Here is an 8,180-nt window from a genome sequence, read left to right as displayed (position 1 = left end):
ATTGTCATCGATGGAAAATATAGAATTGTAGAAGAGGGTCTAACCCTTTTAGAAGCAGCAAAAGTGTGTGGGGTCGAGATCCCATCGCTGTGCGGAATGAACAAAAGTAATGAAAAAGTACCGTGTGACTTGTGTGTAGTTGAAGTCGAAAGTGGCGGTACTAAGCGTGCGTGTGAGCTCGAAGTTTACCGCGGCCTTAATGTGGTCACGCAATCAGAACAATTAAGCGAGCACCGCAGAAAAGCACTCAACCGCATCATGACGGACCATTACGCCGATTGTGAAGCGCCATGTAAAACCGCGTGTCCTGCGGGCGTGGATATCCAGTCGTACCTTTATCACATCGCACAGAACGATCATCAAAAAGCGATTGAAGTGATTAAGCGTACGCTTCCTATGCCGTTATCGATTGGCCGTGTATGCCCAGCATTTTGTGAGAGCGAATGTCGCCGCTCGTTAGTCGATGAGCCTATTGCAATTCGTCAGCTAAAACGTCATGCCGCGGATGCGGATTTGTCTGCGCATGAAGCCTACGTACCAGAAAAGAAAGCAAGTAAAGGTTTGAACATTGCCGTCGTCGGCAGTGGTCCTGGTGGTCTGACAGCTGGCTACTACCTATCGAACGAAGGCTACGACGTTACGGTCTTTGAATCCATGCCAAAAGCGGGCGGTTGGTTGCGTTATGGCATTCCAGAATACCGTTTACCAAAAGACATTCTCGATAAAGAAATCGAACTGATGTGCCGCAATGGCATGCAAGTTCACACCAATCAAAAGCTGGGTGTGGATTTCACGCTTTCTCAATTGAGTGAAGAATACGACGCGGTGTGTTTGGCGGTCGGCGCGTCTCAAGCGGTCGAAATGCACTACACAGGCAGTGACCTTGAAGGTTGCTACTTAGGCGTTGATTACCTAAAAGATTACGTTACCGAACAAAACTATGTAACGGGTCAGAAAGTCGCGGTGATCGGTGGTGGTAACACGGCAATTGACTGTGCTCGTACTGCGCGTCGCGCTGGTGCAGACACCACGTTGATTTACCGTCGTACCCGTGACGAAATGCCGGCAGAAGACTACGAGATTGTCGAAGCGGAACACGAAGGGGTGAAATTCCACTTCTTGACCAACCCTGCAGAAAACCTTGCCGATGAAACCGGACGCGTGAATGCGATTCGTCTAGAGCGCATGGCGTTGGGTGAGCCGGATGCATCTGGTCGTCGAAGCCCAAAACCAACCGGCGAGTTCTTTACCGAAGAGTTCGACACCGTGATTGCGGCAGTATCGCAAAAGCCAGATCTGAGCTTCCTCGAAGGTGAAGATTTGTCGATTCCACTTACGCGCTGGAATACCTCTGATGCAGATGAAAAGACCATGCACACCGGCACGGGCAACATCTTCAGTATTGGTGATTTCCGCCGTGGTCCAGCAACGGCAGTTGAAGCCGTGGGTGATGGTCGCGTTGCGGCAAAAGCCATTGACCTGTTTTTGAATGGCGATATGGCCGATATGCCAAAGGCGGCGTTCAACTCGCGCAAAGAGAAGAAACTCTCTCAAGTCGATCCGCTTCACTTCGAGAACATCCAGAAAGTCGCTCGATCTATCATGCCTGAGCTGACTCCAGCACAACGCGAGCAAAGCTTCGCTGAAGTGGAGTTGGGCTTTGATAACGAAGAAGCGATGAAGGAAGCTGCACGCTGCCTTGAATGTGGCTGTCAGGCAAATACCGATTGTGCGCTGCGTGATTACTCCACCGAATATGAAGCTGAGCAAAGCTTTGACTTCTCCTTACAGATTAAATCGCATCAAGATTGGTTAGATCTTCGTGCGAAAGACTTGCGTCATAAGTACGAAGTTGACCGTAGCTCTGAGTTTATTGAGTTTGATGCCAACCGCTGTATTAGTTGTGGTCAGTGCATCCAAGCGTGTCGCGACAAAGCCGTGCACGGTGTTCTGAACTTTGTGTGCGACAAACAAGGTCGCCCGGCATTACGTCCTGACGACCGTCCACACTTCGGAAGTAACAAGAATGGCTTAACCCTAATGGGCGATTCGAACTGCGTGCAATGTGGCGCGTGTGTTCAAGTGTGTCCAACGGGCGCGATGGTCGATAGTCGTGACCGTTCGCAAGGTCGTACTGAAGATCTGAAAGCGGTCGACACCATTTGTACATACTGTGGTGTGGGCTGTAAGTTGACTATGTTCGTGGACGAAGCAACCAATACGATTCGTTACGTGAAGGGCGGTGACTCGCCAGTGAACCAAGGCATGCTGTGTGTGAAAGGGCGCTTTGGTTTTGATTTCATTGGCAGTGAAGAGCGTCTTACCACACCATTGATCCGTAAAGACGGTTGGTTGCAGCCTGCAAGCTGGGAAGAGGCGATTCAACTGATTGCGAGCAAGTTTTCCGGCATTAAGCAAGATTTTGGCAGCAACGCATTAGCGGGTTTCTCTTCTGCGAAAACCACTAACGAAGATAACTACGCGTTCCAAAAATTTGTCCGTCGTGAACTAGGCACTAACAACGTCGACCACTGTGCGCGTTTGTGTCACGCATCGAGTGTAACCGGTCTTGAGGCGTCACTGGGTAGTGGTGCAATGACCAACGACATTCCAAGCATTAAGCACTCTGATGTGATCTTTATTATTGGTTCGGATACCACATCGGCGCACCCGATTATCGCTTCACATATCAAACAAGCAATTCGTCACCACGGCGCTCGTTTGATTGTGGCTGACCCGAAACGTGTCGATATGGCAGAGCATGCTGAGCTGTATATGGCGCATCGTCCGGGTACGGATGTGATGCTCCTAAACGGTGTCATGCAGCAGATCATTAAGAACGGCTGGTACGATCAAGAGTACATCGAAGAACGTGTCGACGGCTTTGATACCTTATTGCAAGAAGTGATGTCGCCAGCTTACAACCTCGATAAAGTAGAGTTGGTTACGGGCATAAAAGCCGAAGACATTCAAGCAATGGCGCGTATGATCGGTACGGCAGATCGTACGGCTGTGTACTACTCGATGGGTATTACTCAGCACACGACAGGTCATGACAACGTGCGTTCTATCGCTAACCTACAATTGCTGTGTGGCAACATCGGTATTGAAGGTGGTGGTATTAACCCGCTGCGTGGTCAATCAAACGTGCAAGGCGCGTGTGATATGGGTGCTTTGCCAAACAGCTTCCCAGGCTACCAAAAGGTATACAACCCAATTGTGCGTCAGAAGTTTGCGATTGAATGGAACGCACCAAATCTGCCTTCTGAGCAAGGTCTAACCCTGACAGAAATCATTGATGCGGCTTGCCATCGTGACGTTCGTGGTATGTACATCATGGGTGAGAACCCAGTGTTGAGTGACCCGAACCAAGCGCATGTGATTGAAGGTTTAGAAGCGCTCGATTTCTTGGTGGTTCAAGACATCTTCCTAACGGAAACTGCGCAATACGCGGATGTAGTTCTGCCTTCTTGCTCGTTTGCAGAGAAAGCGGGTCACTTCACCAATACGGAGCGTCGTGTTCAGCGCGTGAATCCGGTTGTCACGGCGCCGGGTGAAGCGAAAGAGGATTGGTGGATTATCCAAGAAATCGCCAATGCAATGGGCAGTGATTGGGATTACCACTGCGTGTATGATATCACTAACGAAATCGCACGTGTGACACCTCAATACGCGGGTCTTCGTTGGGATGCCATTACGCCAAACGGTGTGCAATGGCCTAGCAACAAGAACAACCCTGCGGGTACTCGCATCATGCACCAAACCCAGTTTACTCGTGGTAAAGGGCAAATGGTGGGTGTACCGTTCCGTTATGCGGCTGAGCTGCCAGATGAAGAGTACCCACTTGTGTTAACGACGGGTCGCGTACTTGAGCAGTTCCACACTGGCACCATGACGCGTAAGACCAAAGGGTTGGATAATCTTGCTGGTCCACGTGCGATGGTGAGCGTGGAAGACGCAGAAGCGCTAGGCATCAGTAATGGTCAGCGTCTGACGGTGTCTACACGTCGCGGCAGCATTGAGATTGATGCCTTTGTGACTAAGCGTATTCAAAAAGGAGTGGTGTTCATTCCATTCCACTTTGTTGAATCGCCAGTCAACCGCCTAACGACAACGGCGACTGATCCGCATGCGAAGATCCCTGAGTTCAAGGTCGCTGCGGTTAAAGTGGAAGTGAGCGAAAAAACAACGCAGACAGAGTCTCTCGAAGATAGTTACCAACACGTTTAAATTCGGCGAGTCACGTTGTTGTGGTCACTGACAATTTGAGCCTAGTTGATGGGCGGATAATCTAATCTTGATTTCCGCTCTCACTACATTCACTCGGATTGTCTTTTTCTTCCAACTCCTTTTACTTTTCTGTTATCACCGCGCTCCGGTTAGTTTTCCCTTCTTACTTCTTACTTCTTACTTCTTACTTCTTACTTCTTACTTCTTACTTCTTACTTCTTACTTCTTACTTCTTGCTGTCTCTGTGGCGTATTTTTGTTCAAGCCCATGATGAGAGTGCAATAAAGTTTGTTGTTGAGCTTGTCATAGAATTGACTGTCTCTGACTGTCCTCTGTTATTTGGGCAAGTTCTATAACCTAAACTTTGCTCGCTTCCTATACTGAATTAACGAAGCAAGATTTTTATAACAACAAGAGGAAGCTTGTATGACAAGAACAACCTCATTTGCACTCGTTTTATTACTTATGTGCGCATACTTTGGTTACAACCGTTATTATGTATACCCCCAGCAGTTGGAAACACAGGCGAAGTCCATGCTAATACAAATGGCAAATCGCGAAGAGTGGGTAGATGTGTTTGAGATGATGAATCGCGTAGACGCGCATAAGGGCCATTTGGAACTTGTTGCTGACGTGACATCCTCTGATGGTCAGCGTGCGTACAGTGAAGGTATTATCACGTACACGGATCGCGAAGGCGTTGTCTGTAAACAGGTAGTGTTCAACTTTAAAATAAACTCTTTGAAAAACTACAATATTTCCGATTTACGAGATTGTTCCTACGGTGAGTACTATTAATATTGTCTGAGAGTTGAGCTCGATAGCGCAGTGTATGAATACACAAACAAAAAATAGCCCTTCGTTGGGGCTATTTTTGTTTTTAAGGAATGAACGCAATATCGTGGAATTAGTCGAGTGATTTTTTGAAGCGAAATGAAGCGACAATAAGGCCGATAACGGTGAATCCAAGTAACCAAACTGTATCTCGCCATAGCTCCATTAGGTCTGCACCACGCAGCACAACACCACGAATAATGCGCATAAAGTGAGTGGCTGGTAGGGCTTCTGATATCCATTGTGCGGCGACGGGCATTCCTTCATAAGGGAACATAAATCCGGACAGAAGAATCGACGGCAAAAGAATAAACACCGTCATTTGCATGGCCTGAAGCTGTGTCGTCGCAATGGTGGATATCACCAAACCTAAGGTTAAACTCGCGGCGATAAACAGCAGCGTGCCAAACAGTATCTGACTAATGGCGCCGTTTATCGGTACACCAAATATCCAATGACCCAAGCCTAAAATGATAAACACCTGTATCAGACCAACAAAGATGTAGGGAATGATCTTCGCCACCATGAGTTCGATGGAGTGAATTGGCGTAGTAATCAGTAACTCCAAATTGCCGCGTTCCCGTTCTCGAACAATGGCCGCACTGGTGAACAAGATCATCGTCATGGTTAGAATTACGCCCAACAAACCGGGGACAATGTTCACCGCCGAGCGCCGACTCGGGTTGTAATACAGCGCAACTTCAAAGGTTTTGGTTGGGGCAGGGCGTATCTCAAAATCAAAATCCGTTAACGGCATGGTTTGTAGCGAGAGAATCGCAGAGCTGATCATGGTGTCTGAACCATCCACAATCCACTGGCCAAGCTCTCGCCCTTGCACCATACGTTGGGTTAGGTCGCTAGGTAGAATTAAAGCGGCTCGCACTAAACCGTCTTGAATGGCTTGCTCGGCTTCTGAAGCGGTAGCAAAAGTTTCTACCACATCGACCACTTGCGTGACTTTGACGGACTCGGTGATCACACGCCCAGCAGTACTGCCACTTTGATCGACGACGCCAACGGGAATATTGCGAATATCGGTATTAATGGCAAAGCCGAACAGCAAAAGCTGAATCAACGGGATCATCACGACCATGCCAAAGGTAATGCGGTCACGTGAAAGCTGACGGATCTCTTTGATCATTACCGCTTTCATACGGGCAATAGATTTCATCATTGGCGACCTTCTCCCGTAACACTGACAAACACATCTTCCAAGCTCGGGCGAGCAATGTTCATCTCGCAGCCCTCAAGCTCTGGAAAGGTTTGGGTTAACCATTCGATCGGTTGTTCGATGTGCTGGTGGATCAAAATGCGTAAGCGAATGCCGAGCTGTGCGGCTGAGCGTACCTCTTCACGCTGAATGACTTTCTCTTTGAGCTCGCGTAAGTTATCCGCTTTGACTTCGACGATGTTAACGCCCATTTGCGCCATGAGTTCTTCTGGCTCACCATCGGCGCGGATTTCCCCGGCTTCCATCATAGCCAGACGATGACAGCGCTCTGCTTCGTCCATGTAGTGCGTTGTGACCAAAATCGTGGTGCCTTGGTCAGAGAGATCAAACAATTGCTCCCAGAAATCGCGTCGGTTCTCTGGGTCAACCGCAGATGTGGGTTCATCGAGAAACAACAGTTCTGGTTTGTGCATGGTCGCTGCGGCGAGAGACAAGCGTTGTTTCTGGCCGCCACTCATTCCGCCGACGCGCTGTTTACGCAACTGGTCGAGACCGTAGGTGGATAGTTGTTCTTCGATGCGAGCTTTTAGGGCCTTGGTTTCCATACCAAAGATTTGTCCAATAAACTCAAGATTCTCTTGAACCGTCAGATCATCATAAAGCGAGAACTTTTGCGTCATGTAGCCAATCTTGAGGCGCAGAAGCTCAGATTGTTTTGGGATCTCTAGCCCGAGTACATCGACATTGCCCTCACTTGGGCTAAGCAAGCCAGTCAGCACACGAATGGTTGTTGATTTACCGCAGCCGTTGGGGCCAAGAAAACCATAAATACTGCCTTTGGGCACATTAAGCGTGATGTTGTTGATGGCGGTGAAGTCACCAAACTTTTTCACTACATTTTCAGCTTGAATCGCGTATTCGGTCATTGGCTTACTCCACCAAATCCACTTGCGCTGGTATACCTGAAGGCAAGGATTGTGCGGAGTCTTGTAGGTCGACTTCTGCTAGGTACATCAAACGCGAGCGTTCTTCCTCGGTAAGCGCGAAATAAGGCGTGAATGAAGGCTCAGTCGCTACCCAACGAACGGTGCCGCTATATGGTTGCTCAACGCCATCTACATGCACGTTAACCGTTTTACCCGGCACAAAGTTGACTCGATAATTGGCAGGAACATAAACACGGGCGTATGGGACGCGGCTCGCTTGAATTACGGCAACAATGCCATTCACAGGAACGCGTTCACCAAGGTTAAACGGTAGGTTATCTAACAAGCCATCTCGCGTGGCCGTGATGGTGAGTTCTGCCAGCTTTTGTTCTTGCAGTGCTACATCGGCTTTTGCAGCCATGAGTGCGGCTTTCGCTTGTTCAATATCTTCAGGGCGAGAGCCAGCGGTCAGTTTGCTGAACTCTTCTTGTGAGGAGTCTAGCTCTGCACGAGCAGAATCTCTGGCTGCTAAAGCGGTGTCTTTTTCTGATTGGCTGATGAGTTTCTTACGAACTAACTCCGCTTTACGTTGGTAGTTCTTTTGCGCCTCAACCAATTGAGCTTCCGCTCTGGCAACACGTGCTTGCGCTGCGGCAATGTCTTCTGGTCTCTCACCATTGGTCAATTTCAAAAGATAGGCGTCAGCCTTGGCTTGTTCGGCTACGGCGTGAGCTAAAACGGCTTCTTGGTTCTTTGTATCGAGCTGAACCAGCACTTCTCCTTCGGTGACTTGGCTGCCTTCCTTGATGGGTAGGGCACGAATTATCTCGCTAGAGGTTGCAGTAAAAGTTACGCGGTCACGCTCAAGCGTACCAAGGGCTTGCTGTCCATCATCTTTGGAACAGGCAGTTAAAAGAGTCAGGGCTAGGGTGCCAAGAATGATTCGCTTCATCATGCGACGCTTCCTCTAAGAAGGTGAGCTTGAACTCGTATCAAGCTATAGAAGAGTGTGGGACTGC

General features: G+C 48.9%; 5 protein-coding genes. 2 read left to right on the top strand and 3 right to left on the bottom strand.

The window, feature by feature from the left end; genetic code table 11:
• Positions 1-4,230, top strand: a 4,230-nt coding sequence (gene fdhF / locus R8269_RS05265) for a formate dehydrogenase subunit alpha (protein ID WP_318222472.1), incomplete at its 5' end; no start/stop codon positions are given.
• 426 nt (positions 4,231-4,656) lie between these two features.
• The gene (locus tag R8269_RS05260; protein ID WP_005375433.1) at positions 4,657-5,028 is read left to right on the top strand and encodes a hypothetical protein; all 372 of its coding nucleotides are present in this window, start codon (positions 4,657-4,659) and stop codon (positions 5,026-5,028) included.
• Between the two features lie 109 nt (positions 5,029-5,137).
• Here the strand turns inward: R8269_RS05260 and R8269_RS05255 are convergent, their stop codons facing one another.
• The 3 genes from R8269_RS05255 to R8269_RS05245 are packed head-to-tail and all read right to left on the bottom strand — an operon-like array spanning position 5,138 to position 8,116.
• The gene (locus R8269_RS05255; RefSeq protein WP_017635233.1) at positions 5,138-6,235 is read right to left on the bottom strand and encodes an ABC transporter permease; all 1,098 of its coding nucleotides are present in this window, start codon (positions 6,233-6,235) and stop codon (positions 5,138-5,140) included.
• A complete protein-coding gene (locus R8269_RS05250; RefSeq protein WP_318222471.1) occupies positions 6,235-7,161 on the bottom strand; it encodes an ABC transporter ATP-binding protein in 927 nt (308 codons plus the stop codon). The genes R8269_RS05255 and R8269_RS05250 overlap by 1 nt, the downstream gene beginning before the upstream one ends.
• A 4-nt stretch (positions 7,162-7,165) precedes the next feature.
• Positions 7,166-8,116 carry an HlyD family secretion protein gene (locus tag R8269_RS05245; RefSeq protein WP_372587974.1) on the bottom strand — a complete coding sequence of 317 codons (951 nt, stop codon included), beginning with the start codon at positions 8,114-8,116 and terminating at the stop codon, positions 7,166-7,168.
• Positions 8,117-8,180 lie beyond the last annotated feature (64 nt).

It is taken from the genome of Vibrio sp. Vb0667 (genome assembly GCF_033391095.1).
Note: the sequence above shows the minus strand (reverse complement) of the source record. Positions and strands in the feature narration are given on the sequence as shown.

Bases quoted from the DNA above. Each gene is read 5' to 3' on its own strand.
- R8269_RS05260 (WP_005375433.1), top strand. From the start codon at position 4,657: ATGACAAGAACAACCTCATTTGCACTCGTTTTATTACTTATGTGCGCA.
- R8269_RS05255 (WP_017635233.1), bottom strand. From the start codon at position 6,235: ATGAAATCTATTGCCCGTATGAAAGCGGTAATGATCAAAGAGATCCGT.
- R8269_RS05250 (WP_318222471.1), bottom strand. From the start codon at position 7,161: ATGACCGAATACGCGATTCAAGCTGAAAATGTAGTGAAAAAGTTTGGT.
- R8269_RS05245 (WP_372587974.1), bottom strand. From the start codon at position 8,116: ATGATGAAGCGAATCATTCTTGGCACCCTAGCCCTGACTCTTTTAACT.